Below are 23,910 nucleotides of genomic sequence, written 5' to 3'. Positions count from 1 at the left end.
GCCTCCACGCTAATGCTTTGTCGCCGTTTCGGCTTCGTGGGCAGGTGAGACGGTATCGAGTGGGGGATCGAGGAGGTACGCGGGATCGATTCCCCGATCCAAGCGGCCCTCTCGACGCGCGACCAGATACCGGTATCCGAGGACACAGAAGATCACGATCAGCAGAAGGCTCCAGCCGAGGGTGCTCTTGGTGTATTCGGCCGCCCGGCCGAAGGTCGGCCAGCGGTTCGACCACCAGCTGTCGAACGTCATGAAGCCGTAGACGGCGAGCCAGGCCGGCCAGTTCCGCATGACCGAGTTCTTGAGCACCACGGACATCAGGAGCGGGAGCAGCATCATCGAGTAGTACATCTGGCCGAGCGAGGGCAGCAGGAACGACGCGGTCATGATCACACCGGTCGCGGTGGTGAGGAAGAACAGTTCGTCGTTGCGGTAGTAGCGGTACAGAAGCCACAGCGAGACGACGACCATGGCGGCCAACACGACGCGCAAGAGCAGGATCAACCATTCGGGCAGACCGAAGTAAGCGCCGTTTCCGACAATCGAACTGTTGAAGTAGTCACGAGATTCGAGCAGGTACGGCACGGTGCGGCGGACGAAGTCCATCGGATCCGACGCCAGCGGCCATGCCACGACCGTGAGAATGAACGGGATGCCCAGGGCGGTGACGAACACCTTCCACTGACCGCGAACGAGTGGCAGCAGGAGCAGCGGCGCGAGAGTGGGTTTCACTGCGATGGTGAGACCGATCGCGGCGCCGGCCCACAGATCCTTCTTGCGCATCAGCAACAGGAGGAAGGCAACTTCGCCCAGCAGGACGAGGCCGTTGATGTTGGTGAACACCAACGTGTTGGTGACCGTCTCCGACATGAACGCGCCGAGCACCAGAATCGGCGCCGCGATGGAACTGATCGTCAGGTCGAACAAGCGCAACAGCAGGTAGAGAGCCACGAGAATGGCGACGGCATTGACACCGATGAACAGCCACCGTGAGCGCTCGGGATCGAGGATCGCCAGGGGTGCCATCAACAAGGAACCCGATGGTGGGTACAGGTAATGGGGGTCTACGGAGTTGAAATCTGCGGTGTAGACGTCGCGCCCGTTCCAGAACGCCAGCGCGGCGTTGTAGACCGGTCGGAAGTCATCGGTGATGGCGCCGTTGACTGCTGTGACGATGACACGATTGAGCACTGTCATCACGGCGATCGGCCACAAAACGAAGTTGACGACTTGTTGGGTTGTCCGCCCGGTACGCGGCTCGAGCTGTCGAAGGAACACTTCGGCACGGTACACCGGAGCAGGGTGTGATCGGGGGATGCACCCCTTTTCGGTCGTGGTGGACGAGCGCCCGAGTCAGGCCGGGCACACGCTTCCGTTACTGGGAAGGGAGGCGTCGCTGAGGTAGAGGCGCATCGCCTGTTGAGCGCAGGTGGATTGTGCCGCGGGGTGACCCGCACCTTGCCAGTCCAGAGTTGCGAAGCGCGATCCTGCATTGGTCACGACGCCGGTGACGGTCGAGAGTCCGGAGTTCCCGACGGCCGGGTCACCCTGACCGCTCAGCACGAGGACTGGGGGCTTCAACTGATTCGGCAGGGGGGAGTTGGCGGTCGACGGCCAGCTGGCGCACGCCAGCAACCCGAGCGCGGCTTCTCGCCCGAACACCGGATAGTTGGTGCCCCAGGTGTCCGCAAGCTCGCGCGCACGCCCGATGCCCGGCCATTGCATGCCGTCGGTGCACCGTCCGATGAACTGGCCGTCGCCGTCCACCTCGTTCTCCGCCCGGGCGGCGCGCTCTCGAATCGGCGAAGCGTTGCCGGTACCGAGCGCGGACAGAGCGTCGGACAGTGAGCGGGTCTCCTGCTCACGGTTGGTTCCGGCAGTCCACAGGCTGGCCGAAATCGCGTTCGACACCGCAGCGGCGGACAGCGGCTGGAATTCATCGGCTCGAGCGCGCTCCATCAAGTCCGTGACCGATTTCTTCGGATCAGGTCCGAGCGAGCACCTCAGCGCCACACATCGCTGAGCGAACGCGGTCAACGCGGCTTCCTCGCCCTGCACGCGACTCTCTGCCTCGGTGGCAGCGTCGGTGGCCACCGGAGCGGGAGAATCGAGGATCAACCTCGCGAGGTTGTTCGGGTGGGCCGCCGCATAGCTCAGCGCGATGTCCGAGCCGGACCCTGCCGACCACAGAGCGATGGTCTCGACGCCCCACCGTGTACGTAGAGCGTCGATGTCCTCGGCAGCGGAGTCCGCGCCGAACTTCAGTTCTTGAGGGTCGAGGTAGTCGGTGCAGGCAATGGTGGCGTCGTGACCGAGAGCGGCGACCGCATCGGCGGCGTCACCGGTGGAATCCGCGTCGAACTGGCCCAGATCGTGAAGGCCGCGCCGAATTTCCGGCGTCATGCAGTCGATTGCGGTGGACCTGTCGATTCCGCGTCGATCGAGGGCAACCACGGGATGTTCGGCGAGAACCGTGTTCAAGCCGGATGCGGCGAGCATGGCCAGAGAGTTTCCCGACGAACGATCGGTGCCCGATGTGAACACGATCGGATACGCGTCGGCAGGCGTCGACGAGGTCCGAGCGCGGGTCAAGCCGGCAGTGAAGTTGCCGTCGATGGCGCCGGTCACGTCGATGGGGGCATTGAATTCCGCGCATTCGAGAATGACACCGGCGCTCGACGCCGCGAGAGCCTGGTCGGCGAGTGACGTGCCGGTGCAGTCTCGCCACGGTATGTCATCGGTCGGGACGCCAGGGTCAACCGGCGGCGCATCGGGCGACGGTCCCTCGCTCTGGGCAGGGCTGCCGTCGGTGCGGCCTTCGACCGCGACGGCGGGCCGAAGCGACGGACCGGCGCCGCACGCACAACACGTCGCGAGGACGACGGCCATCAAAGCAACTCTGCGCATGCCGACCAGAGTGCCAGGTTCACCGACGTGGCTGCTGACGAACCCATCGAGTGAGGATCGTGCCGTCCGTATCACCGAGAATGTGCGCGGGACGCATGGCTGTGGGCATTGCGTTGGGGGAGAGTGAGATTCGGCCGACTTTGCTCCCCACCAGTTGAGGTGACGTGGTGATGCAGAGTTCGTCGACGGCATTGTCCTCGATCAACTGCCCGAAAAGTGACGGTCCGCCCTCGCACAGCACGCGACGGAGCTTGCGAGCCGACAAGGCCCTGTCGATGTCGCCGCTGGTGACGTTCGGTGAGTCCGTCACCTCCACCTGCGCTCCGGCAGATCTCAGCGCCGAAATTGCCGCGGAGTCCGCGTCGCGACCGACAACAAGGATCGGTGGAACTTCGGTATCGCGAAGGAGTCGGCTTTCGGGGTCGATCGACGCGTGCGCCGAGACGACGAGGATCGGTGGGACCGGAGCGAGGCCGTCGGCAGTGCGACGCGCCCGGGCTTCGTCCGAGACCTGCACACCCCCGTAGTTCTCGGCTCGCGCTGTGCCTGCGCCGACCACGACGACGTCACAAAGTTCGCGCAAGATCCCGAATACCGACTTGTCTGCCGGTGTGCCCAGTCCACCGCTCACTCCGTCGACGGCGACGCACCCGTCGATGCTGGAAACGAAGTTCACGCGCATCCAGGGTTGCGAGAGGTTCTCCGGATAGGCGTACAAGCCGCGGAGTTCGTCGTCGTGGCCTGGTGTGAAGTAGGTCGCAATATCCATACGGTGCACATGAGAGATCACATCACGTAGATACCCTTGACGGATGCATGAACGTCTTGTCGATCGAAGCCCGGTGGTACCCGCCGATCAACTGGTAGCTCAAATGGTGCCTCCCGCAATGTTCGACGAGGTGAGTTTTGCGTCCTACATTCCTGATCCGAAGGAACCGAGCCAGGCAGCTGCTGTCGCCAAGGCCGAGGAATTCTCCAAGCGCGTCACCAAGATCCGTAGTGGTGGACGCCGCGGACTGTTCGGCAAGAAGACCCAGGCGACCGGCGCCGGCCTGTACCTCGACGGCGGGTTCGGTGTCGGTAAGACTCACTTGCTGGCGTCGATCTTCCACAGCGTTCCGTCGCCGAAGGCTTTCGGAACCTTCGTCGAGCTGACACACGTCGTCGGCGCTCTCGGCTTCAACAAGGCGGTCGAAGCGCTCGCCGACCACAGCGTTCTCTGCATCGACGAGTTCGAGCTCGACGATCCGGGCGACACCATGCTCGTATCCCGCCTCCTTTCGGAGCTTTCCGCGCGCGGCGTGTCCATCGTCGCGACGTCGAACACGCTTCCCGGCCAGCTCGGGGAGGGTCGCTTCGCCGCCCAGGACTTCCTGCGCGAGATCAAGAAGCTCGGCTCGATCTTCGAGACGATTCGCGTCGACGGCCCCGACTACCGTCACCGCGATCTCCCGCCCGCACCCGAGCCCATCTCCTCGGAGGAGTTGGTCTCTCGGGCCGACGCCATCGACGGCGCCACGCTCGACAACTTCGACGAGCTGTGCAAGCACCTCAGCACCCTGCACCCGTCGCGGTACAACAAGCTGGTCGAGGGTGTGAAGGCCGTGTTCATCGACGGTGTCCACCCGGCAACGGATCAGTCCGTTGCACTGCGCATCGTGGTTCTCGCCGACCGCCTGTACGATGCGAGCATCCCGGTCACCGTTTCCGGCGCACGCCTTGACGAGATCTTCACCCCCGAGATGCTCGCCGGTGGGTACAAGAAGAAGTACTTGCGCGCGACCTCGCGCCTGCTCGCACTTTCTCGTTTCGAGGTCGCGGCCGGCTAGTCTGCACGCCTGTCAGCTGACGGGGCGCTCCATCACGAAATCGTGGTGGAGTTGTGCGCCCACGAGGAAAGTCTTCGTGCCGACCTGTGTGAAACCGTGCTTTGCGTAGAACTTCTGGGCGCGCAGGTTCTCCTGATTGACGCCCAGCCAGATCCCGGCACTTCCGCTGCGTCGTGCGTGGTCGACAACCGCGTCCATCAAGGATGCTGCCGCGCCGGTTCCGTGGTTACCCGGAAGCACGTACAACTTGCTGAGTTCTGTTGTCGGGCGAAGTGTCACAGCAGCTTTGACGTCCGGGTCGGCGGGCTCGTCGTCGACAAGCATCGCGTAGCCGACGATCGAACCGTCGCGAATGACCTTGAGAACGGTTCGCGTCGGATCGGTCAGGTACTCGGAGAACTTGTCGACGGAGAGAACGTTGTCGATGAAGGCACTGATGTCGTCGTCGGATGCGTCCGGCGGACACGCCAGTGGAAATGTCACCGCTGCCACGTCGGCGATTGCTTCGGAATCCCAGATCCCGGCCCGGTCAACGGTGATCGTCACGTCAGTTTCTGCCTCTCGCGCACACAATTCGGTCGATCAAGTACACCACTTTCCTCGGGCGCAATGCTCAAGCGGCGTTCTCGGCGACCGGAGTTGTGGCTCGTTTCGGTGCGAACGCGGGAGCAAGAGCTATCAAGATCGCGCAGAACGCCAGCGGAATCAGGAACCCGATTCGAAGGTCACTGAAGGCAGCGACCGCGCCGACGATGCCGCCGCCGACGACTGTGCCGACGTAGTTGAAGAGGTTGATGCGTGCGATCACCGCATCGACCTGATCCGGGGGAGCCATCCTGCCGGCAGCGCTGAAGCAGATCGGAGCGATCACCGGTACCCCGAGCCCGACGATGAGGAACCCGGCGATGGCAACGGCGGGAGATTGCGCGAGGACGACAACTGTCATACCGACTACGCCGATGAGAGAGCCGATCCGCACGACGGTGGTCTCACCGAATTTCCCGACCCAGTAGTCCCCGGTCAGTCGTGCGACAAGTGCCGCGATCTGATACGCCGCCACGGAAAGGGCAGCGGTCCCGGCGTCGGCGAGCAGTTCGTCCTTGACGTACAGAGTCGACCAGTTTCCGACGCTGAAGTCGACCGCGTAGAACAATGCCATCGCGACGCCGAGGAGGACGAAGGCGCGGGTGGGTACCGCGAATTTTGCGGTGCTCGTGATGTTTGCCTCGGCAACCGGAGACTCGGACCGATCGAGCAGTTGCGGGCCGAAGGCCAGAAGCATCAGTCCGACAACAACTCCCGCGATCACCTGCGTGACGCGGATCGAAATGTCGAGGCCTGCGGTAGCAGAGATGAACAGGGCGCCGACAATCGCTCCGACGCTCCAGGAAGCATGGAACGAGGAGAGGATGAAGCGGCCCTTGGCGTGTTGGATCGAGACTGCCTGCATGTTGGCGGCCGCGTCGACCATGCCGAGTCCGATGCCGTAGATCGCCAGGAAGACGAAGAACATCGCTGCGTTGGGCGCAATTCCGGTTGCCCCGCCGAAGACTGCGATGACGGCGAGCCCAGTTCGCAGGGTCATCTTGCTCGACGTTCTCACGGCCAGCATCTCGGCGAGCACGCTGCCGAGCCCGGCGATGACGGACACGGTGACAACCGCAACCACAACCAGTGTCTCGCTCAGCTCGAACAAGTCCTTGTACTGCGGCAGCTGCGTCAGAATGGCGGCGAGCAGAAATCCTTGAAGTCCGAAGGCCACCGAAGTGGCGATCCGAGCCCTCGTCAGGGTGCGGGTGTTATCCGTCATCAAGCAGGGCCTTTGTCTCGTTCGTTCGGTTAGGCCGAACGGTACTGGATCTTGATACTGGTCGAGTGTCCAACAAAGCTGCGTGTTTTGCACGGTTCTTTGATTAACTGACCGACATGACTCGGCAGCCGACACCAGAATTTCCGACTTCCTTCGTCTGGGGAACCGCCACTGCGGCCTATCAAATCGAAGGAGGTGTGGCCGAAGACGGTCGCGGACCGTCGATCTGGGACGAGTTCTGTGACCGTCCCGGTGTTGTCGTCGGGGGCGACACCGGGACGGTCGCTGCCGATCATTATCACCGCTGGGAGTCGGACATCGAGCTGATGAATCAGCTCGGGCTCGACGCTTATCGGCTGTCTCTGTCGTGGTCGCGCATTCTGCCCACCGGATCGGGGGCCGTGAATGCGAAGGGGCTCGACTTCTACGACCGCCTGATCGACCGACTGTGTTCGGTGGGAATTACTCCTGCCGTCACGCTCTTTCACTGGGATCTGCCCATTGCCTTGCAGGAGCAGGGCGGCTGGATGAACCGCGACACCTCGTATCGGCTGGGGGAGTATGCGCAGGTCGTCGGCGAGCGACTGTCGGATCGGGTCGGAATGTGGATGCCGCTCAACGAACCAGTTGTGCACACGCTTTACGGGCATGCCCTCGGAGTTCACGCCCCCGGACTGGCCTTGGGGTTCGAGGCTTTCCAAGCCGCACATCACCAGCTGCTCGGGCATGGCCTCGCTGTCGAAGCGCTTCGGGCAACCGGATGCACGAACATCGGAATCGCCTCGAACCATGCTCCGGTGCGTGCCGCTTCGGATTCGCCGGAAGACGTGATGGCTGCCGACATCTACGACCACGTCGTCAATTGGATGTTCGCCGACCCGGTTCTGGTCGGGAAGTACCCGGCCGACGAATTCGCTCAGCTGCTCAGCGGTCCTGTCGACGAGGACTTGAAAATCATCGGGGCGCCGCTCGACTGGTACGGGATCAACTACTACGAGCCGACGATGATTGCTGCTCCGGTGGAAGGCCAGGGGACCGAAGGTGTGCTCGAAGTCGACCTGCCCCCGGGCCTGCCCTTTGCCCCTGTCGCGATTACCGGTTATCCCACAACCGATTTCGGTTGGCCGATCGTTCCCGAGGGGCTGGGCGAGATCTTGCGGACGTTCCACGCCCGCTTCGGTGACGCACTGCCGCCGATCTACATCACCGAAAGCGGATGTTCATTCCACGACGCCCCGGATGCCGCAGGCGTCGTCGACGACGAAGCACGAATCGACTACCACGATGCGCACCTTCGCGCCCTCCGATCGGCAATGGACGACGGTGTCGACGTCCGCGGTTATTTTGTGTGGTCACTTCTCGACAACTTCGAATGGGCTGCGGGATACAAAGAGCGATTCGGCCTGGTGCACGTCGATTTCGACACCCAGAAGCGCACTCCGAAGACCTCGTTCGAGTGGTATCGCGCCCTCATCGCCGAGCACAAAGCGGCTCAGGTCTGACCTGTGCGGAGTCGGTCTGGGTTGCATTCTCGAACCGGGCCGCCTACCCTCGTCTCTCATGAAGCGAATTCTCGTAGTAAGCCGCCGTAGCGGGGTCTGAATCGGACCGACCCCTCGCTGCGGGTCGTCTTGCTACCAGTTGGTCCTCCACTTCATTCCAGGAAGACCACGATCATGACTTACAACTTCGCTTTCGCTTCTGATTCTTCTGCTGCTGATCCCTTCGCGGCGCGTCACGGCAAATCTCTGCCCGCCGGCTTGCGTGCCGAATGCTCAGCGATGTCGTGGACCGAGTTCGAGTCCACGTATGCGGCTATGAGCGGCCCGATCCGTCTGGGTGCGTGGTCCTCCGAGAAGATTGCGCCGGGTCGTTGGACCTTCGAAGCGACTCTCGGTCTGGGGGAGCGTATCCAGAAAGTGTCCGCCACCTCGACCGGCGCGATCTCGGCCATGACGTCGATGCTGCACGACGCGGGAATCTCGCTCGAGATCCTGTCTTTCCATCAGCACCAGATCGGCCACCGCACTGCGACGTTCATCTTCACCGAGTGCGACGGCCGTCGGAGCTGGGCGATGGGTATTGCGGAGTCGTCGACGGAGTCCTCGCTGCGCGCGATGACTTCGGCAGCGAACCGCTTCTCTCACTGAGCAGTTACAACAATCTGATCAGCTACATCAACCGCAGTACTGACGTGGATTCCCGAGGGGCTTGCGTCAGTACTGCGGCCCGTGTGTTCGGCGCTCGAACGCAAAAGGCCGGAACCCTGAGGTTCCGGCTTCTTGCATTCTCAAATGGTGCGCGATACTGGGATTGAACCAGTGACCTCTTCCGTGTCAGGGAAGCGCTCTCCCGCTGAGCTAATCGCGCGGGTTCTGGAGAAAAATGGAGCGGACGACGGGATTCGAACCCGCGACCCCAACCTTGGCAAGGTTGTGCGCTACCAGCTGCGCCACGTCCGCATGAGCAATGAACTCCGTTACCGGAACTCAGTACTTTTCTAACTTATCAGACCTGCAAGCAGGTCTTGACCATCAGGCCCTAGGGCCTGACGTGGTGCGCGATACTGGGATTGAACCAGTGACCTCTTCCGTGTCAGGGAAGCGCTCTCCCGCTGAGCTAATCGCGCGAGGTGGAGACGGGAATCGAACCCGTGTGCACGGCTTTGCAGGCCGTTGCCTCACCACTCGGCCACTCCACCGTAAAAGGTTGAGTCACACCTCTCGAGCGGACGACGGGATTCGAACCCGCGACCCCAACCTTGGCAAGGTTGTGCGCTACCAGCTGCGCCACGTCCGCATCGCACCGTGTTGCTTGGGGAGCTGCTCGCTCTCCTCGGTGCGTTGGAAACATTAGCCGACCGTGTCGGATACACACAAATCCCCAGCTCAGTGGCGTGTTCGGAGTCGAATCGGCCCGTCGCGCGCGTTGCAACTGTCCGTCTTGGCGATGAATACGGTCTGAAATCAGTTCGAATTCGTAGATTTCGGAGCGGCCTGGATGCAAAACGAATGCCAACCTGGTGATTCGTATTCATCGCGCAGCCGTGTTAATGTTCCAACTCGTTCGAGCGCATGCGTTCGTATGACTTACGGTCCCGTGGCTCAGTGGGAGAGCGTCCGCTTCACACGCGGAAGGTCGCTGGTTCGATCCCAGCCGGGACCACAGAAAAACACTGAAGGCGTTCCCGATCATCGGGGACGCCTTCAGTCGTTCGAGAGCACAGCTGTTCGAGGGCACGGTTATTTCGGCATGCAGACCGTCGTCGCAGGTCGCCGGGCGACGATTTCGGTAGCCTGGTCGAAGAGACATTTCGCGACCGAAAAGGTGACTGCTTTGAGTACCGAAAAGGTCGATTCTTCCGTCGACGATTCAGACCTGTCCGTCTTCCAGGACGCAGAGTCCCGCTGGGAGCGGTGGCGCGCGGGAATCGCCGCGCGGCCCACCCTCAATCTTGCGTACCGCATCGGCGTCGGAGTCGTGGGCACGATCGTGTTCGCCGCCGGCATCGTGGCTATTCCGTACCCCGGGCCCGGTTGGCTCATCGTTTTCGCCGGCCTCGGCATCCTGGCGTCGGAGTTCGCGTGGGCACATCGACTCCTTCATTTCGCGAAGGCTCGATACGACCGGTTCATGGAATGGTTCGGCAAGCAGTCGCTGTTCGTCAAAGGGTTGGGCGTTCTGTTCACCACAGTGATCGTCCTGGCGACTTTGTGGGTGCTCGGCACTTTCGGCCTGATCGGGACATGGGTGGGCCTGGACTACTCGTGGCTCGAGTCGCCGCTGTGAGTTGAACGCGGCCCGGTTTCCTTCACTCGGTTGTCTCACCATGTCGGTAGGGCCGATAACATGATCGTGCGCGTGCTCGCAGTGGGTACGACGCCTGTCTAACTTGTCGCAATACCTTTAGGAGCACATCGCCGTGACCAGTCCCGCGCCAGAGCACTCAGCCGCCCCACTTCGGGTGCCCGCGGGGACGACCGCCGGGACTGCAGTGCGCGAAGCCGGATACCCCACGAAGGGGCCCGACGTGATCGTCGTTGTCCGCGATGGCGAGGGAACGCTCAAGGATCTGTCGTGGACACCTGATGTCGATGTCGACGTCGAGCCGGTGGCAGCATCCACCGAAGACGGCCGCAGCGTCATCCGGCACTCCGCGGCCCACGTCCTCGCGCAGGCGGTTCAGAAAGAATTCCCCGACGCGAAGCTCGGCATCGGTCCGCCGATCAAGGACGGCTTCTACTACGACTTCGCGGTGGACCGCCCGTTCACTCCGGAGGATCTGGCCAAGCTCGAAAAGCGTATGAAGCAGATCATCAAGGGATCACAGCGCTTTTCGCGTCGAGTCGTCGATTCGATCGAGGACGCTCGGGTCGAGTTGGCCGACGAGCCCTTCAAGCTCGAATTGATCGACGACAAGTCCGGTATCGACGATCCCGAGATCATGGAGGTGGGCGGCAACGAGCTGACCATCTACGACAATCTCGATCCTCGTACCGGCGACAAGATCTGGTCCGATCTGTGCCGCGGCCCGCACATTCCGACCACCAAGCACATCCCGGCCTTCAAGTTGACCCGAAGCTCCGCCGCCTACTGGCGTGGCAACCAGGACAACGCCGATCTTCAGCGTGTCTACGGCACCGCGTGGGAGTCCACCGAGGCTCAGGACGAATACCTCGAACTGCTCGCCGAGGCCGAGCGTCGTGATCACCGCAAGCTCGGTACCGAACTGGACCTCTTCAGCTTCCCCGACGAGCTCGGTTCGGGTCTGCCGGTGTTTCATCCCAAGGGCGGCATCATCCGCACCGAGATGGAGAACTACTCGCGCAGCCGCCACATCGAGGCGGGCTACGAGTTCGTCAACACTCCGCACATCACCAAGGGGCATCTGTACGAGGTTTCCGGTCACCTCGACTGGTACCGCGACGGCATGTTCCCGGCGATGCACGTCGACGAGGAACTGAACGAGGACGGCACCGTGCGCAAGCCGGGCCAGGACTACTACCTCAAGCCGATGAACTGCCCGATGCACAACCTGATCTTCCGTGCTCGCGGACGCTCGTACCGTGAATTGCCGTTGCGGCTCTTCGAATTCGGCTCGGTCTACCGCTACGAGAAGTCCGGCGTCATCCACGGCCTGACCCGCGTGCGCGGCATGACCCAGGACGACGCTCACATCTACTGCACCCGTGAGCAGATGCGCGACGAGCTGACCACCACGCTGCAGTTCGTGCTGAACCTGCTCAAGGACTACGGCCTCGACGACTTCTACCTCGAGCTGTCCACCAAGAACCCGGACAAATTCGTCGGTAGCGACGACGTCTGGGAAGAGGCAACTGCAACCCTCGCCGAGGTCGGCGAAGCTTCCGGCCTGACTCTGGTGCCGGATCCGGGCGGAGCCGCCTTCTACGGTCCCAAGATTTCCGTCCAGGTCAAGGACGCCCTCGGCCGCACCTGGCAGATGTCGACCATCCAGCTCGACTTCAACCTGCCCGAGCGGTTCGAGCTCGAATACACCGGCAACGACGGCGTCAAGACTCGTCCGGTCATGATCCACCGTGCGCTGTTCGGCTCGATCGAGCGGTTCTTCGGTGTCCTGACCGAGCACTACGCGGGCGCGTTCCCGGCGTGGCTGGCGCCGGTGCAGGTTGTCGGAATCCCGGTGGCCGAGGCGTTCGCCGATCACCTGTTCGACGTCACGAAGAAGCTCAAGGCTGCCGGTGTGCGCGCCGAGGTCGACTTCAGTGACGACCGTATGCAGAAGAAGATCCGTAACCACACCACGCAGAAGGTCCCGTTCATGCTCCTCGCGGGCGAGCGTGACGTGGAGGCCGGCGCGGTCAGCTTCCGTTTCCGTGACGGCACGCAGATCAACGGCATTCCCGTCGACGACGCCGTCCGGATCATCACCGAGTGGATCGGCCGCCGCGAGAACGCCTCGCCGACAGCCGAACTGGTGCAGCCAAGCGTGGCGCAGTGAGCGCCCCCGGTGACGACGGTCCGGGTTCGCTGATCGACCACGGCGTCGGTGACCCTGACCATTTGCAGCGCATTTGGTCGCCGCATCGGATGTCGTACATCACCGAGGCGCCCAACACCCCGGGCACGACAGGTGAACCGTTCATCGACATTCCGAAGATGTCGGACGAAGAAGGACTGATCGTTGCCCGCGGTGAGCATGTCTATGCGGTTCTGAACCTGTATCCGTACAACCCGGGGCACCTGATGGTGGTTCCGTACCGCAAGGTCGCGGCACTCGAAGACCTGACGCCGGAGGAGAGCGCCGAGTTGATGGCGTTCACCCAGCAGGCGTTGCGGGTGATCAAGAGCGTGTCGAATCCTCACGGATTCAACGTCGGCCTGAATCTCGGTGCCGCTGCGGGCGGTTCGCTGTCCGAGCACCTTCACCAACACGTAGTGCCACGTTGGGGCGGCGACGCCAACTTCATCACCGTGCTCGGTGGGGTCAAGGTGATGCCGCAATTGCTGCGGGAGACCAGGGGACTACTCGCCGGTGCCTGGCAACAATAGGTTGACGCATCCGGCTTCATGGCAGGATGCATTGCTGCAACGAGTTCCGAACCGGAACTCACGACGGGGAGGGTTCCTGCGGTGTTGAGCTTCTTCGGGCGCGCATCGGTGTCCAAGGTGACGGCACCTATGGGGAAGGCGCTGGTCAAGACCGGTCTGACGCCGGACTCGGTGACGGTGATCGGCACGGTGGCAAGCGTCGCCGGTGCGGTGACGCTGTTTCCGTCCGGACATCTGTTCTGGGGAACCATGTTCATCTGGTTCTTCGTCATGTTCGACATGCTCGACGGCGCAATGGCTCGTGCTCGCGGCGGCGGAACGCGGTACGGGGCGGTACTGGACGCGACCTGCGACCGCGTAGCCGACGGCGCGATTTTTGCCGGCCTGGCCTGGTGGGCGGTCTACCACGAGAACAGCAAGTGGCTGCTCGTCGCGACGCTCATCTGCCTCGTCACCTCGCAGGTCATCTCGTACGCGAAGGCGCGTGCGGAGGCGAGCGGGCTGACTGCGGACGGCGGGTGGATCGAGCGCCCGGACCGACTGATCATCGTGTTGGTCGGATCCGGCCTGACGGGTATGGGTCTTCCGTGGGCAATCCACATCGCGATGTGGGTACTTGCCGCCGGAAGCATCGTGACGGTCTTCCAGCGAGTGCTCGCGGTGCGCAATTCCCCTGGCGCTCGGGAACTTCTGCCGATCGCCCCGGCCGCATCGACGGTCGAAGGTGCGCCGGACACGGACGGCGAGGCAGAGAAATGAGCTTTGCCGAGCGTGCAACCGACCTGGGATACGCCGCGGGTTGGCGGCTGGTGAGAAGCCTGCCGGAATCGGTGGCGGTCAAGCTGTTCGACGCCGGAGCGGATTTCGCGGTACGCAAGGGCGGACCCGAACAACTCAGGAAGAACCTCGCGAGAGTTCTGGGCACGACGCCGGAGCAAGTTCCGGATCAGTTGATCAAGGATTCGATGCGCTCGTACGCCCGGTATTGGCGTGAGGCGTTTCGTCTTCCGTCGATGGACCTGGTCGCGACAGGTAAGGCGCTGCATGCGCTGGTCGAGGGCCAGGAGCATCTGGAAAAGGCAATGGCTGCAGGTCATGGCGCGGTATTGGCGCTGCCTCACAGCGGTAATTGGGACATGGCCGGCGTGTGGTGCGTTCAGCAGTGGGGCGGGTTGACCTCCGTTGCCGAGCGGCTCAAGCCCGAATCCCTGTACGAACGGTTCGTCGACTATCGCGAGAGTCTCGGCTTCGAGATCTTCCCGCTCAGCGGCGGGGAGCATCCACCGTTCGTCGAACTCTCCAAGCATCTGCGTGAGAACAAGATCGTGTGCCTGTTGGGGGAGCGCGATCTGGCGAAGAAGGGTGTGCCCGTCACCTTCTTCGGCGAACCTACTCGGATGCCCGCGGGCCCGGCGAAGCTCGCGATCGACACCGGCGCGCCGCTACTTCCGGTCCACTGCTGGTTCACACCCGACGGATGGGGTTTCAAGATCGACCCACCGATCGACGTATCCGGCGGAGTCGGCCCGGCCACGCAAGCACTTGCCGACCGTTTCGCGGTCAACATCGCAGCGCACCCCGCTGACTGGCACATGCTTCAACCGCTGTGGCGCTCGGACCTTTCCGAATCGCGGCTCGCCCGCATGGAGGGTGAATGAAAATCGGCATGATCTGCCCGTACTCCTTCGACGTCCCCGGCGGCGTCCAGGCGCACGTGGTGGATCTGGCCGAGGTGCTGATCGAACGTGGTCACAAAGTGAGTGTGCTTGCGCCGTCGTCCGATGACGACGAGTTGCCGGATTTTGTGGTTTCCGCAGGTAAAGCCGTCGCGATTCCCTACAACGGTTCTGTTGCGCGGTTGTCTTTCGGCCCGACGGCGAACAACCGCCTCCGCAAGTTCATCGCGGAAGGTGACTTCGACGTTCTACATATCCACGAACCCAATGCGCCGAGTCTGTCCATGCTCGCGTTGCGCATCGCGGAAGGCCCGATCGTCGCCACCTTCCACACGTCGACCACGAAGTCGTTGGTGCTGAGCACGTTTCAGGGTGTCTTGGCTCCGTATCTCGAGAAGATCAGCGGCCGGATCGCAGTCTCGGAGTTGGCGCGTCGTTGGCAGGTCGAGTCTCTCGGATCCGACGCGGTCGAGATCCCCAACGGCGTCGATGTCGCAGCGTTTGCCGAGGCCGATCTGTTGCCCGGCTACCCGCGCGAAGGTGGAACCATTCTGTTCCTCGGTCGCTACGACGAACCGCGCAAGGGGATGGCCGTCCTCCTCGGCGCACTGCCGGAGTTGGTCGAGCGTCACCCGGATCTCGAAGTGATCGTGGTCGGACGCGGCGACGAGGAGAAACTCCGCAAAGAGGCGGGCAAGTACTTCAAGCATCTCCGCCTGCTCGGGCAGGTCAGTGACGAGGAGAAAGCGTCGGCGCTTCGCAGTGCGGACGTCTACTGCGCGCCCAATCTCGGCGGTGAGAGCTTCGGGATCGTGCTGGTCGAGGCCATGGCGGCTGGCACTGCCGTCGTGGCCAGTGAGTTGGACGCTTTTCGCCGTGTTCTTCGCGACGGTCAGGCCGGCTTGCTGGTCCCCATCGGGAACTCCGATGCCTTGGCCGAGGCAATCGATTCCGTTCTCGGTGACCCGGATCGACGACGCGCGCTGGTCAACACCGCGACAAGTGTTGTTGCCGAATACGACTGGCCGGTGGTGGCCGAACAGATCCTGCGTGTCTACGAGACCGTCACGGTTGGCGGCACCGGCGTACGCGTGGTGGGTTCATGACCTTCTCCGCTCTGACGATCTTCATTCTCGGGCTCGTCGCTGCCGTCGTCCTGGTCGTCGGACTGTGGGCGTACGGGACGGCGAACCGACTCGATCGACTGCATGTGCGTTCGGATCAGTCGTGGTTGGCGCTCGATGCGGCTCTGTCCCGTCGTGCCGCGGTTGTCCGCGCGGCGGCTGTGGACATGAGCGCCGACGACGCCCGCAGATTCGTCACCTTGGCGGACGCCGCCGAACGTGCGGATCGTCAGGATCGCGAGCTTGCCGAGAACCGGCTGTCCAATGCTCTCGCTGCCTACGGCACGACGTCGCTGCGACCTCAACTGGTGGCCGAGTTGGCCGATGCCGAGGCGAGGGTCCTGATCGCTCGGCGGTTCCACAACGACGCGGTGCGCGACACTCTCGCGTTGCGTACGCGTCGACTTGTTCGCTGGCTGCACCTCGGGGGAACGGCACCGCTACCTCATTACTTCGAGATATCGGAGCGCACGACCGCGGCGGCGGTGCCCGAGGGCATCACCGTGGATACGTCACGGACCTCTGCCCGCGTGGTGATGCTGGACGAGGACGATCGGGTGCTGCTGTTGCGCGGCCACGATCCCAAGATCCCGAACACTTACTTCTGGTTCACCGTCGGCGGAGGGCTCGAACGGGGCGAACACCTACGGGCGGCTGCCGTTCGTGAGATCGAGGAGGAGACCGGATTCGTCGTGGCTCCGGAGAATCTGCGAGGTCCGCTCTGGCGTCGTGTGGCGATTTTCCCGTTCGACGGTGAGCTGATCCGTTCGGAAGAGCTGTTCTTTGCTACGCGCACTCACGGCTTCGAGCCGGTCTTCCAAGGCCACACGGAATTGGAACAGCGTGCCATCACCGGCCATCGCTGGTGCAGCGCCGACGAGATCCGCCGACTGGCCAAGTCCGGTGAGCCCGTCTACCCGTTGGATCTGGCAAACCTCCTGGTGGAGGCCGCGACGATTGCGGACGGTTCCGAGGATCCGGAAGTGCGTTCCATCCGCTGATCGTTCGGTCGTTCAGTGCTCGCGGGCAGTTTAAGGCCAGCAATGGCAAATTGGATACGGAATCGAAGGCCGGTTCGTCCTAGAGTTCTGGCCAGAGGCCTCCGCGCGAATGAACTCGTGTGTTCGCCGTGCCTTGTTTCTTTCGTCACGCCACTACTGCAGGAGTTTGCTGTGAGCACCCCCGACTCTGCCCCCACCACCGCCATCGGCACCGCCCGCGTCAAGCGCGGCATGGCTGAAATGCTCAAGGGCGGTGTGATCATGGACGTGGTCACCGCTGAGCAGGCCAAGATCGCCGAAGACGCCGGCGCCGTCGCCGTCATGGCACTCGAGCGGGTCCCCGCAGACATTCGCGCACAGGGCGGCGTCTCGCGCATGAGTGACCCGGACATGATCGACAGCATCATCTCCACCGTCAGCATCCCCGTCATGGCGAAGGCACGCATCGGTCACTTCGTCGAAGCGCAGATCCTGCAGAGCCTCGGCGTCGACTACATCGACGAGTCCGAGGTCCTGACCCCGGCCGACTACGCCAACCACATCGACAAGTGGAAGTTCACCGCTCCCTTCGTCTGTGGCGCCACCAACCTCGGCGAAGCGCTCCGTCGCATCAACGAAGGCGCGGCCATGATTCGCTCGAAGGGTGAAGCAGGCACCGGAGACGTCTCCAACGCCACCACCCATATGCGCACCATCCGCGGCGAGATCCGCCGGTTGACCTCGCTGAGCGAGGACGAACTGTACGTAGCCGCCAAGGAACTGCAGGCCCCGTACGAACTGGTCGTCGAGGTCGCCAAGGCCGGCAAGCTGCCGGTCACCATGTTCACCGCCGGCGGCATCGCCACCCCGGCAGACGCTGCCATGATGATGCAGCTCGGCGCCGAGGGCGTGTTCGTCGGATCGGGCATCTTCAAGTCCGGCAACCCGAAGCAGCGCGCCGAGGCCATCGTCAAGGCCACCACGTTCTACGACGACCCGGACGTGCTCGCCAAGGTCTCGCGCGGACTCGGCGAGGCAATGGTCGGTATCAACGTCGACGACCTGCCCGTCGGACACCGCCTCGCAGAGCGCGGTTGGTGACAGCAGGTTCGACGACCGGGCTCAGTGCCTGAAAGTCCTCACAGACGAAGGGGCGGCGGTTGCGTTGGCAACCGCCGCCCCTTCGGGGTGTGGCAGACCGATCAGATGCTGTCCGATACCTCGAACACGAACTCGACCTCGACGGCACTGTTTCGGGGTAGTTCGGCGACGCCGATCGCAGAGCGGGCGTGTTGTCCAGCCGAACCGAAGATCTCGGCCAGCAGGTCGGACGCACCGTTGATCACCTGGGGTTGCTGCGAAAATCCGGATCCGGAAGCAACAAATCCAACGACCTTGACGACCCGAACGATGCGATCGAGCCCGACTAAGGCATCGACTGCCGCGAGTCCGTTGAGAGTGCACAACCGCGCCGCCTGGGCGGCGTCTTCGACGGAGACGCCCTCGCCCAACTTGCCGATGCACGTCGTAGTGCCGTCGACGAGCGGCAATTGCCCCGACGTGTAGACGTATGACCCCGTTTGAACGGCGGGGAGGTATGAGCCTGCGGGGGTGGCAACAGGCGGGAGCGTCAGGTCGAGTGCGGCGAGTCGTGCGGTCCAGGTACTTGCGTCGTTCATCGGTTCCTCAATGGGTTCTTTTGTCCGGGAATGGTGTTCGAGTCTGTCATCGGGAGTCTCGGCAAGTCCAAGTCGTATTTGCGCCCACCCCATCACTTTTGGTGATATTCGCCGTCGTCGGATTCAAAATGGTGTTCGAGTTGGCCACCTAAACTGTGTCGTATGTCGTCAATTCGTAACATCTCACTGGGGATACCTGTCCGTTCCGGTCACATACTCATAATCGACGGCACGGACTCTGTCACGGGGGAGAACTTTCATCGATTGATCGGTGGCGGTATCGAGTTCGGTGAGACGGCCGAGGCAGCGCTGCGGCGCGAGTTCGCGGAGGAACTCGGCGTCACGTTGGGAAGCGTCGAGTTGCTCGAGGTCGTAGAGAACATCTTCGAGTTCGAGGGGCGACCTGGGCATGAGATTGTCCATGTCTTTGGAGTCGACTCGGCTGACATCGATGCGTTTCCGCTCGACGTGCAACTCCGAGTCCTAGACGAAGGTAGTCCAGTCCACTGGGTATTGAGTGGTGGGTCCGACCGCCCTATCTACCCGGCCGAAGCTGCCCGCATTATCAACGCCCTGGTTCAGTAGGGGAATCCGTTGCCGGAACACGAGTGGCCGCAAAGGTTGCTCCGCAACAATTTTCGGTCAATCAGGATTGTTCGGACTGATTCCTGGAAATCATGGATATCGAACGTATATTCGAATAATGTTGAGGAATGTTCGATGACGGAGTAGGAAGTTCGGGTACCGCAGCGCAGCTGTCCGGTGCTGAATCCGACTGCGCCCTCATCGATCTCATCGCCGATCTGCATGCGCGCGAATCGATGCTCGTGGAACGGAAACTGGCTGCCATTGCCGAGTTTTTCGAGCGTCGCAGCGCTGACCACACTGATAACGGTGCTTGGTCGTCTACCGCTCACGAACTGGCTGAGGCCGAGCTCGGCGCGGCATTGACCATGGGCCGTGCCGCAGCGGGAAAGTTGATCGGTCTCGGCTTTTCTCTCAAGACTCGCCTCCATCGCACGCGTGCCGCCATGGCGCGCGGAGAACTGGATCTGTATCGAGTCGGATTGATCGACTCCGCTACGGCCAACGTAGCCGACGATTTGATCGACGAGGTGGAACGGCAACTCCTCGAGAAGATCTCGGCGCCACCGATGCCTGGCGGTACCGGCTTGACGGGTCGCCGATTGACAGCGGCTATCGACCGGATCGTCGCCGTGGTGGATCCCGAGGGGATACGCGAACGTCGACGCCGCGCCCTGGCTGATCGGTTCGTGGGTGTGAGCGCTGCCGAGGACGGAATGGCGCGGATATTGGGGAGTATTCCGGCGGAGGAAGCACGGGCTTTCGACCGTCGGTTGCGGGAGTTGGCAATGTCGGTGTGTCGACACGATTCCCGTAAGTACGAGCAACGACGAGCTGACGCATTGGGAGCGTTGGTATCCGGGTCGACGATTCTGCCGTGCGATTGCGGCCGGGACGAGTGCCCACAAGATCGAAGCGGGATTGTGGTGGTGCGTCGGCCGTTGGTTCACGTGGTCATGCTGGAATCAACGCTTCAGGGCGGTGACGCACCAGGTGCAGACGAACCCGCTCACCTCGACGGTTATGGAGTGATCAGTGCAGAGCATGCGCGTGACATCGCCGCGGGTGCGCTGATTCGGAAGGTGAAGGTACCAGCCGATGCCGCGCTCGAGTCTTCCGGTGAGGGCGAGCCAGTACCTCCGCCCGTTGTTCCTTCGGCGTCGGTCTACCGCCCCGGCGCTGTCCTCGACACCTGGGTGCGGGTGATCGCAGGAAGCTGCCAGTGGTTGCACTGCGATGTCGCTGCATGGAATTCAGATCTTGATCACACTGAGCCCTTTGATCATCGCGATCCCACTTGTGGTGGAAAGACCGTGGCGTCGAATCTGAGTGCGTATTGTCGAAACCATCACCGCCTCAAGCATTCCGGTCAGTGGTTGCATATCTCGAACCCGGACCGGAGTGTCATGCTGACCTCGCCGACCGGACATTGCTACCGAACTAGGCCGTCAGGTCTGCTGGCGGGAATGCTCGAGCCTGTACTGCCCGAGGGTGGTCGGCGTCGGCGCACACGTCTGGAAAACAAAGCCGCTCGTGTGCGGGGTGAACGCCGGCGGCAGCGGTTACGAATGCACCTCCGAATGAAGAAGAAGGCCCGGAGGAGGACCTTCGACGGCGGAGGCGATCCACCCCCATTCTGAGTAGGGCGGCATGCAACTCCATGATTTTGTATGCCCACTTTGGTGGCCGGCGGTGCGTCAGGCATTGTGTGAAGGTCGGTAGACGTCGGTACACGGGAAGATGCGGAGCATCGATGGCGAGGATCGAAGAAATTCTGGAGTTGGAACGCCTCGAGCGGGACATCTTTCGAGGAATCATCGCGGAGACCACCCTGACCCGCACTTTCGGCGGCCAGGTCGCCGGACAGGCATTGGTGTCGGCGGTACGCACGGTCGATCCGGCCTACTCGGTTCATTCGTTGCACGGATATTTCCTGCGTCCGGGAAATCCGATGGAGCCGACGGTTTTTCTGGTTGATCGTGTTCGGGACGGTCGATCGTTCGCGACCCGCTTGGTCACCGGAATTCAAGACGGGCAAGCCATTTTCACGATGTCGGCGTCCTTCCACGTCCAAGACGAAGGCATCGAGCACCAGGACGAGATGCCACCCGTTCCTGACCCCGAGACCTTGGCCATCGCCCAGGATTCGGAGGATCCCGAGACTGCGTGGCTGGCGCGTGAGTGGTCCGATTGGGACCTTCGAATGGTGCCGAAGGCCGACATCGACAAACGTCCGGGCGCTGCCGCGCAGCAGCAAGTGTGGTTCCGTTCCCGCGAGGCACTCCCGGACGACCCGGTATTTCACGTGTGCACGCTTGCCTACATGAGCGACATGACGCTGCTCGGATCTTCTCGCGGCCCCCACATGGACGTCGCCATGCAAAGCGCTTCGCTCGATCACGCCATGTGGTTCCTGCGGCCGTTCCGCGCCGACGAGTGGCTGTTGTACGACCAGACGTCGCCGTCAGCGGGCTTCGGTCGCGCACTGACGCAGGGACGAATCTTCGACAGCCGAGGAAATATGGTTGCTGCAGTCGTCCAGGAGGGTCTGACCAGGCTGTATCGCCCGAAGTGAGGTCGGCCGACGTGAGATCAATCGCAGTGAGACCTTCACTGGCGAGACCGCACCGCAGGCCGGGCCGGATGGTCATATCTGACCTCGAAATCGACCTCCTCGGACACTTCTGATCGGTGTTCGAGGAGTGCCTCGACGGTCCACAGATCTGCCTCCGGTGTGTGCCGCCGCATGGCAGGTTCGCTCATGTCCAGGCGGACGCTGACGTCGAACTCCAGCCCGCGCCCGAGCAACATCGGACCGGCGATCACGATGACCGCGCGCTCATGGACGGGGATACGGGTCGACCGAGCCGATCGATCGGTGGGTTCGTCCCAGAGTTTCGGCAAGAACGCCCGTTTTGTGCGGGCTGCGGTGATCACTTCACGATCGAGTGCCGGATAGTCGAACCAGATAGTGCGGTAACTCAGCGCATCCTCGTGGCCGAACTCGTATCGCAGCGAAGCCGGCCGCACGTAGTCGTGCAGTGACACAACAGCACTCGGCCTGCTGCGCGACTCGACGGCGGTGCCGACCAGTTCCGCGAGCCGAGACGGCTGTGCACAATCAGGTCCGTCGATCGCTACTACCGCCACCGACGGAAACGATCCGCTCAGCGTTGCAATCTGCTCGGCCAAGGCGAGGGGACTGGACGGGATGAATGTACTCACGCCCACCATGGTGCCGTGCCCGCTCGCCGAGGCGATATTGTGAACCGTCATCGCGCCCAGTGCGGCGGTCTATGTTTTCGGAGGACTCATGGTTGGTATCGAGGAGATCCTCGCGCTCGAACACCTGGAGAAGGACATCTTCCGTGGTGCGGTCCATCCCACCGCACTTCAACGGACGTTCGGCGGGCAGGTTGCCGGGCAGTCGTTGGTTTCTGCCGTGAGCACCGTTGACGAGAGCTACCACGTGCACTCGTTGCACGGATATTTCCTGCGCCCGGGCAATCCGAAGATTCCGACGGTCTACCTGGTGGACCGCATCCGCGACGGGCGCTCGTTCTGCACCCGCCGGGTGAATGCAGTTCAGGACGGCAAGACGATCTTCACGATGTCGGCCTCGTTCCACGTCGACGACGAAGGTATCGAGCACCAGGACCGGATGCCCTCCGTTCCGGCGCCGGAGGACTTGCCGGACGCGCAGACCGTTCCGAAGTTGGCTGAATCGCAGTTCTATCAGGAGTGGAAGAACTGGGACATCAGAATTGTGCCCGCTGAGCAGAGCGCGTCAGCGCCGGATCTCGCCGCGCAACAACGCGTGTGGATGCGCTACCGCGAGGCTCTGCCGGATCGTCCGCTGCTGCACATCTGCACCCTCGCGTACCTCAGTGACATGACCCTGCTCGGAACTTCCAAAGTCCCGCACCGCGGCGTGAAGACGCAGACTGCTTCGCTCGATCACGCGATGTGGTTCCTGCGTCCGTTCCGGGCCGACGAGTGGTTGCTCTACGACCAGACGTCGCCGTCGGCAGGTTTTGGTCGCGCGCTCACTCAGGGGCGTATCTACGATCGCGATGGCAACATGGTGGCAGCGGTGGTTCAGGAGGGTTTGACGCGTCTCGAACGCGAACCCGACAGCCATGAGAGCAAGAACAGCCGTGAGAACAAGACAGGAACTGTGTGATGACGCGTCCGTTGATCGGTGTACTCGCCCTCCAAGGTGATGTTCGCGAACACCTTGCCGCACTCGATGATTCGGGAGCGGATGCGGTGGGTATCCGGCGCCCGGAGGAACTCGACAAGGTCGACGGCATCGTGATCCCCGGTGGCGAATCCACCACGATGAGCCGGCTTCTGCAGGTATTCGAGCTGCTGGAACCGCTTCGTGAGCGACTCCGCGGCGGGCTGCCGGCTTACGGATCGTGTGCGGGCATGATTCTGCTCGCCAGCGAGGTACTAGACACCCGGCCGGACGCCGAGCATCTCGGCGCCATCGACATGACGGTGCGCCGCAACGCTTTCGGTCGGCAGGTCGATTCTTTCGAGTCCGACCTGGAGTTCGAGGGCATCATCGGTGATCCCATTCGCGCTGTCTTCATCCGCGCGCCGTGGGTGGAGCGAGTTGGGCCGGGCGTTGAGGTCCTTGCGCAGGTTCCCGCCGCCGCGGGGGAGGCCGCGGGCCGGATCGTCGCGGTTCGGCAGGGCTCGGTGATCGCCACTTCTTTCCATCCCGAGGTTACCGGGGACCGTCGAGTGCACGAGATGTTCGTCGATCTGGTTCGCGGATAAC

At 62.7% G+C, this 23,910-nt stretch carries 23 protein-coding genes and 6 tRNA genes; 17 read left to right on the top strand and 12 right to left on the bottom strand.

The features are described from left to right. Nucleotides 1-9: 9 nt before the first annotated feature. Genes ABH939_RS16865 through ABH939_RS16855 form a run of 3 tightly spaced genes read right to left on the bottom strand, consistent with a single transcriptional unit; the run spans nucleotide 10 to nucleotide 3,676 of the window. Nucleotides 10-1,293 (bottom strand): glycosyltransferase family 87 protein, encoded by a 1,284-nt coding sequence (locus ABH939_RS16865; protein ID WP_042449935.1) that lies wholly within the window; start codon nucleotides 1,291-1,293, stop codon nucleotides 10-12. A 60-nt stretch (nucleotides 1,294-1,353) separates the two neighbouring features. Next, a complete protein-coding gene (locus tag ABH939_RS16860; RefSeq protein WP_042919915.1) occupies nucleotides 1,354-2,907 on the bottom strand; it encodes an alpha/beta fold hydrolase in 1,554 nt (517 codons plus the stop codon). Between the two features lie 19 nt (nucleotides 2,908-2,926). Beyond that, nucleotides 2,927-3,676 (bottom strand): pyrimidine reductase family protein, encoded by a 750-nt coding sequence (locus ABH939_RS16855; RefSeq protein ID WP_042919913.1) that lies wholly within the window; start codon nucleotides 3,674-3,676, stop codon nucleotides 2,927-2,929. 43 nt (nucleotides 3,677-3,719) lie between these two features. Here ABH939_RS16855 and zapE point away from each other — a divergent pair, with 43 nt between their 5' ends. Further along, nucleotides 3,720-4,736: a cell division protein ZapE gene (gene zapE, locus ABH939_RS16850; RefSeq protein WP_003942629.1), complete on the top strand. Its 1,017-nt coding sequence runs from the start codon at nucleotides 3,720-3,722 to the stop codon at nucleotides 4,734-4,736. A gap of 12 nt (nucleotides 4,737-4,748) precedes the next feature. Here the strand turns inward: zapE and ABH939_RS16845 are convergent, their stop codons facing one another. Together ABH939_RS16845 and ABH939_RS16840 are read right to left on the bottom strand one after the other, a co-directional pair. Further along, nucleotides 4,749-5,282: an N-acetyltransferase gene (locus ABH939_RS16845; protein WP_003942603.1), complete on the bottom strand. Its 534-nt coding sequence runs from the start codon at nucleotides 5,280-5,282 to the stop codon at nucleotides 4,749-4,751. 67 nt (nucleotides 5,283-5,349) lie between these two features. Further along, a complete protein-coding gene (locus tag ABH939_RS16840) occupies nucleotides 5,350-6,546 on the bottom strand; it encodes an MFS transporter (protein ID WP_058038725.1) in 1,197 nt (398 codons plus the stop codon). A 116-nt stretch (nucleotides 6,547-6,662) separates the two neighbouring features. Between ABH939_RS16840 and ABH939_RS16835 the strand changes: the two genes are divergently transcribed. Both ABH939_RS16835 and ABH939_RS16830 read left to right on the top strand, forming a co-directional pair. Next, nucleotides 6,663-8,048, top strand: coding sequence for a GH1 family beta-glucosidase (locus ABH939_RS16835; RefSeq protein ID WP_064075372.1), 1,386 nt, complete (start codon nucleotides 6,663-6,665; stop codon nucleotides 8,046-8,048). Nucleotides 8,049-8,222: 174 nt separating this feature from the next. Continuing rightward, nucleotides 8,223-8,696, top strand: a complete 474-nt coding sequence (locus tag ABH939_RS16830; RefSeq protein ID WP_404649847.1) for an alpha-isopropylmalate synthase regulatory domain-containing protein — start codon at nucleotides 8,223-8,225, stop codon at nucleotides 8,694-8,696. A gap of 145 nt (nucleotides 8,697-8,841) precedes the next feature. On the opposite strand, the gene ABH939_RS16825 is transcribed toward ABH939_RS16830, so the two are convergent. The 5 genes from ABH939_RS16825 to ABH939_RS16805 form a co-directional block, all read right to left on the bottom strand. Continuing rightward, nucleotides 8,842-8,916, bottom strand: a tRNA-Val gene (locus ABH939_RS16825). A 16-nt stretch (nucleotides 8,917-8,932) separates the two neighbouring features. Further along, nucleotides 8,933-9,008: transfer RNA gene (locus tag ABH939_RS16820), tRNA-Gly, on the bottom strand. Between the two features lie 92 nt (nucleotides 9,009-9,100). Beyond that, a tRNA-Val gene (locus ABH939_RS16815) sits at nucleotides 9,101-9,175 on the bottom strand. Nucleotide 9,176: 1 nt separating this feature from the next. Next, nucleotides 9,177-9,247 (bottom strand) — tRNA-Cys (locus ABH939_RS16810). 25 nt (nucleotides 9,248-9,272) lie between these two features. Continuing rightward, nucleotides 9,273-9,345: transfer RNA gene (locus ABH939_RS16805), tRNA-Gly, on the bottom strand. A gap of 294 nt (nucleotides 9,346-9,639) precedes the next feature. Between ABH939_RS16805 and ABH939_RS16800 the strand changes: the two genes are divergently transcribed. From ABH939_RS16800 to pdxS, 9 genes are all read left to right on the top strand, one after another. Further along, nucleotides 9,640-9,711: transfer RNA gene (locus tag ABH939_RS16800), tRNA-Val, on the top strand. A gap of 213 nt (nucleotides 9,712-9,924) precedes the next feature. Further along, nucleotides 9,925-10,335 carry a TIGR02611 family protein gene (locus ABH939_RS16795; protein WP_085989954.1) on the top strand — a complete coding sequence of 137 codons (411 nt, stop codon included), beginning with the start codon at nucleotides 9,925-9,927 and terminating at the stop codon, nucleotides 10,333-10,335. Nucleotides 10,336-10,468: 133 nt separating this feature from the next. Continuing rightward, nucleotides 10,469-12,526 carry a threonine--tRNA ligase gene (gene thrS / locus ABH939_RS16790; protein WP_063316453.1) on the top strand — a complete coding sequence of 686 codons (2,058 nt, stop codon included), beginning with the start codon at nucleotides 10,469-10,471 and terminating at the stop codon, nucleotides 12,524-12,526. Then, a complete protein-coding gene (locus ABH939_RS16785; protein ID WP_003943307.1) occupies nucleotides 12,523-13,077 on the top strand; it encodes an HIT domain-containing protein in 555 nt (184 codons plus the stop codon). Before thrS ends, ABH939_RS16785 begins: the two co-directional genes overlap by 4 nt. A gap of 81 nt (nucleotides 13,078-13,158) precedes the next feature. Beyond that, entirely contained in the window at nucleotides 13,159-13,836 is a 678-nt protein-coding gene (gene pgsA / locus ABH939_RS16780) for a phosphatidylinositol phosphate synthase (RefSeq protein WP_007732918.1), read from the top strand. Then, nucleotides 13,833-14,735: a phosphatidylinositol mannoside acyltransferase gene (locus ABH939_RS16775; RefSeq protein WP_030536867.1), complete on the top strand. Its 903-nt coding sequence runs from the start codon at nucleotides 13,833-13,835 to the stop codon at nucleotides 14,733-14,735. Before pgsA ends, ABH939_RS16775 begins: the two co-directional genes overlap by 4 nt. Next, a complete protein-coding gene (locus ABH939_RS16770; protein ID WP_003943332.1) occupies nucleotides 14,732-15,859 on the top strand; it encodes a glycosyltransferase family 4 protein in 1,128 nt (375 codons plus the stop codon). Before ABH939_RS16775 ends, ABH939_RS16770 begins: the two co-directional genes overlap by 4 nt. Further along, entirely contained in the window at nucleotides 15,856-16,878 is a 1,023-nt protein-coding gene (locus tag ABH939_RS16765) for an NUDIX domain-containing protein (protein WP_118607066.1), read from the top strand. The genes ABH939_RS16770 and ABH939_RS16765 overlap by 4 nt, the downstream gene beginning before the upstream one ends. 171 nt (nucleotides 16,879-17,049) lie before the next feature. After that, nucleotides 17,050-17,958 (top strand): pyridoxal 5'-phosphate synthase lyase subunit PdxS, encoded by a 909-nt coding sequence (gene pdxS / locus ABH939_RS16760; RefSeq protein ID WP_003943338.1) that lies wholly within the window; start codon nucleotides 17,050-17,052, stop codon nucleotides 17,956-17,958. Between the two features lie 101 nt (nucleotides 17,959-18,059). Here pdxS and ABH939_RS16755 read toward each other — a convergent pair whose 3' ends face one another. Next, a complete protein-coding gene (locus ABH939_RS16755) occupies nucleotides 18,060-18,536 on the bottom strand; it encodes a RidA family protein (RefSeq protein WP_050656607.1) in 477 nt (158 codons plus the stop codon). Nucleotides 18,537-18,698: 162 nt separating this feature from the next. Between ABH939_RS16755 and ABH939_RS16750 the strand changes: the two genes are divergently transcribed. From ABH939_RS16750 to ABH939_RS16740, 3 genes are all read left to right on the top strand, one after another. Further along, nucleotides 18,699-19,121 carry an NUDIX domain-containing protein gene (locus ABH939_RS16750; protein ID WP_064444550.1) on the top strand — a complete coding sequence of 141 codons (423 nt, stop codon included), beginning with the start codon at nucleotides 18,699-18,701 and terminating at the stop codon, nucleotides 19,119-19,121. A gap of 128 nt (nucleotides 19,122-19,249) precedes the next feature. Then, nucleotides 19,250-20,761, top strand: coding sequence for a DUF222 domain-containing protein (locus tag ABH939_RS16745; protein WP_404649845.1), 1,512 nt, complete (start codon nucleotides 19,250-19,252; stop codon nucleotides 20,759-20,761). A 113-nt stretch (nucleotides 20,762-20,874) separates the two neighbouring features. After that, a complete protein-coding gene (locus tag ABH939_RS16740; RefSeq protein ID WP_003943337.1) occupies nucleotides 20,875-21,696 on the top strand; it encodes an acyl-CoA thioesterase II in 822 nt (273 codons plus the stop codon). 35 nt (nucleotides 21,697-21,731) lie between these two features. Here the strand turns inward: ABH939_RS16740 and ABH939_RS16735 are convergent, their stop codons facing one another. Then, nucleotides 21,732-22,355 (bottom strand): hypothetical protein, encoded by a 624-nt coding sequence (locus ABH939_RS16735; RefSeq protein WP_204855878.1) that lies wholly within the window; start codon nucleotides 22,353-22,355, stop codon nucleotides 21,732-21,734. Nucleotides 22,356-22,434: 79 nt separating this feature from the next. On the opposite strand from ABH939_RS16735, the gene tesB reads away from it, so the two are divergent. Both tesB and pdxT read left to right on the top strand, forming a co-directional pair. Then, nucleotides 22,435-23,304: an acyl-CoA thioesterase II gene (gene tesB, locus ABH939_RS16730; protein ID WP_007732935.1), complete on the top strand. Its 870-nt coding sequence runs from the start codon at nucleotides 22,435-22,437 to the stop codon at nucleotides 23,302-23,304. Then, nucleotides 23,304-23,909 carry a pyridoxal 5'-phosphate synthase glutaminase subunit PdxT gene (gene pdxT, locus ABH939_RS16725; protein ID WP_007732937.1) on the top strand — a complete coding sequence of 202 codons (606 nt, stop codon included), beginning with the start codon at nucleotides 23,304-23,306 and terminating at the stop codon, nucleotides 23,907-23,909. Before tesB ends, pdxT begins: the two co-directional genes overlap by 1 nt. The last annotated feature ends 1 nt before the right edge of the window (nucleotide 23,910 follow it).

Origin of the sequence: Rhodococcus sp. 27YEA6 (assembly GCF_044908235.1) — a bacterium.
Lineage (GTDB): Bacteria > Actinomycetota > Actinomycetes > Mycobacteriales > Mycobacteriaceae > Rhodococcus_F > Rhodococcus_F qingshengii.
Note: the sequence above shows the minus strand (reverse complement) of the source record. Positions and strands in the feature narration are given on the sequence as shown.